At 73.9% G+C, this 2,490-nt stretch carries 2 protein-coding genes; both read right to left on the bottom strand.

Annotated elements, in window-relative coordinates:
* Window positions 1-1,136, bottom strand: a 1,136-nt coding sequence (locus HW445_RS26685; protein WP_180223439.1) for an MFS transporter, incomplete at its 3' end; no start/stop codon positions are given.
* Window positions 1,123-2,454, bottom strand: coding sequence for an acetyl-CoA carboxylase biotin carboxylase subunit family protein (locus HW445_RS26680; protein WP_180223438.1), 1,332 nt, complete (start codon window positions 2,452-2,454; stop codon window positions 1,123-1,125). The genes HW445_RS26680 and HW445_RS26685, both read right to left, overlap by 14 nt.
* Between the last annotated feature and the right edge of the window lie 36 nt (window positions 2,455-2,490).

Below are 2,490 nucleotides of genomic sequence, written 5' to 3'. Positions count from 1 at the left end.
CAGGTGACGAACCGGAAGGTGGCGCTGACCCGGCCGATGAGCTCGATGGGCACGGTGGCCTGGCGCAGCGTGATCGAGTGGATGCTGAAGACGGCGATGCCGAAGCCGTTGAGGACGTAGCCGCCGGTCAGCAGCGCGTGTGCGAGGACGCTGCCGTCGCCGGGCGCGAGCGGCAGCAGCAGCGTCGCGGCCGAGGCCACCGTCATGCCGACGACCATGGCGCGGCCCACGCCGAGCCGGGTCCCGAGCGGTCCGGCGGTGAGGGCTCCGCCGAGCGCGCCGACGCTGCCCGCCGCGATGACCAGGCCGAGTCCGGCCGGGCCGAGGTGCAGCACCTTGAGGCCGTAGAGCGGGAAGACGACCAGGACGACGTCCCAGAGCAGGTTGTACCAGGACGCGTGGAACATGATCACGCGCAGGAGCCGGCTGTTCATGGTCATGCGCAGCCCCGCCACGATGTCCTTGCGGACCGAGGAGCGCCCGCCCGCGGGCCGCTCGGGCCGGGCCTCGGGGGTGCGGATGCGCAGCAGCATGCCGGTGGCGAAGAGGTAGCCGAGGCAGTCGACGATGATGGCCACGGGCGCGGTGAGCACCTGGATCAGCGTCCCGCCGAGCCCTTGCCCGGCGGTCTCCGCGACGGAGCGGCTGGCCTGCAGCTTGCTGTTGCCCTCGACCAGGCGTTCCTTGGACACCAGGGACGGCAGGTACGCCTGGTAGGCCACGTCGAAGACGGCGGTGAGCACGCCGGTGGCGAACGCGACGGCGCACAGCGCCCAGATGCCGAGCCCGCCCAGCCAGGCGAGCAGGGGCACCGCCGTGAGGATGACGGCCCGCCCGAGGTTGGCGGTGATCAGCAGCGGCCGGCGGCGGACCCGGTCGGCGAGGACTCCGGCGAACAGGGTCACGCACAGCACCGGGAGGTACTGGGCGCTGTTGAGCAGTCCCAGCTCGGCGGGGCCGGCGTCGAGCAGCACGATCGCGGTGATCGGCAGGGCCAGTTCGGTGACCCGGGAGCCGAGCAGCGCGGCCGTCTGGCCGGCCCACAGCCTGCGGAAGTCGCGGTGGTGCCAGAGCCCGCGGGGGCGCTTCGGCTCCGGGGCGCCCGGTGGCGCGTCGAGCAGCTCAGAGGCGGACACGGACCGCCTCCTTCACTGCCGGCCCGGGCGGGGCGGACTGGACGGGCTGAACGGGCTGGACGGGCTGGACGGGCTGGACGGGCGGGGCGTCGGCGTCGGCGTCGAGCGGGTGCCAGTCGAGCCGGTAGGCGGCCAGCGTCCGCCGGATCGCCGCCCGGACCTCTTCGGAGCTGTCGCCCCGGTAGCGGAAGGTGCCGGCGGTGTGGACCGCGCCGCCGTTGCCGCTGAGCACCGCGCCGGGCGGCGGCAGCGTCTCGGCGTACATCCCGGGCACCCGGTCCACCAGCGAGGTCACCGAGCGGACGACGGCGGGCCGCACCGGCGGCTCGGGCATCATCAGGTAGCCGGCGACCGGGCCGTCCAGGTCCATCGCCTCGACGGCCGGAGGCTCGCCGAGCTGCACCAGCGCGGAGGCGGCGACCAGGTCGACGCCGTACACCTCGTCCCACACGTACCGGACCTGGCCGCCGCCGGCCCGCGCCCCGATCTCCAGGAAGACGATGTCGTCGCCGGCGTCCTCGGGGGTGCGGAACACCTCGAGGTGGAAGACGTCGTCGGTGATGCCGAGGGCCTCGCACACCCGCTCGGCGAAGGCGGTGACCCGCCGCTCGAAGTCCCGGTCGTCGTTGGCGACCGAGCTGAAGGCGGTGCCGGTGGCGAAGTCGAGGCAGCTGCCGCCGCAGCGCCAGGAGCGCGAGGTGAGCAGCACGCCCCCCGACACCAGGCCGTCGACCTGGTGGAGGACCCCGTCGACGAACTCCTCGCACTGGGCGTCGCTCAGGTCGGCGTCCTCCAGCAGGCGCTCCAGCTGCTCGGGGGTGCGCACCACGTGCACGCCCTGGCTGTCGGCGCCGGCGCGGGGCTTGAGGACGAAGGGGTGGCCGTGGCGGTCGGCGAACTCCCGCACGGCGGCGGCGGTCGGAGTTTCGGCGAAGGCGGGCACCGGCAGTCCGGCCGCGGCGACCAGGCCCTTCATCACGACCTTGTCCCGCACGGCGGCGACCTGGCCGGGGGTGCGTCCGGGGATCCGGAAGCGCGCGCGGATCTCGCCCGCCAGCTCCAGGTCGAACTCGGAGAGGGCGAGGACGTGGGTGAACGGGCCGTACCGGGCGATCAGCCGCTCGGTCTCCCGCAGGGCGGCCTCGGTGTCGCCGAGGTCGGACAGCACGCGGATGTCCTCGGCCAGGTCCGGATCGAGCGGGGCGCTGCCCTCGGCGGTGGTGAGGTAGGCGACGCGGTCGGCGGTGTGGTCGATGTGGCGGTGGTACTCGGCGTAGGAGTTGGTCCAGCGGTTGATGATCAGTACGTGACGGTTCATCGGGTCTCCGGGTGGGTCAGGGCTGTTCGGGTCCGG

The organism is Streptomyces sp. UH6, from assembly GCF_013421635.1.
GTDB classification, from domain to species: Bacteria; Actinomycetota; Actinomycetes; order Streptomycetales; family Streptomycetaceae; genus Streptomyces; species Streptomyces abyssomicinicus.
The sequence above is the reverse complement of the archived record's forward strand: the minus strand, read 5'-3'. Positions and strand labels throughout refer to the sequence as shown.

What these genes read in the sequence shown, in the direction of transcription:
- HW445_RS26680 (WP_180223438.1), bottom strand. Translation starts at nt 2,454, where the DNA reads ATGAACCGTCACGTACTGATCATCAACCGCTGGACCAACTCCTACGCC.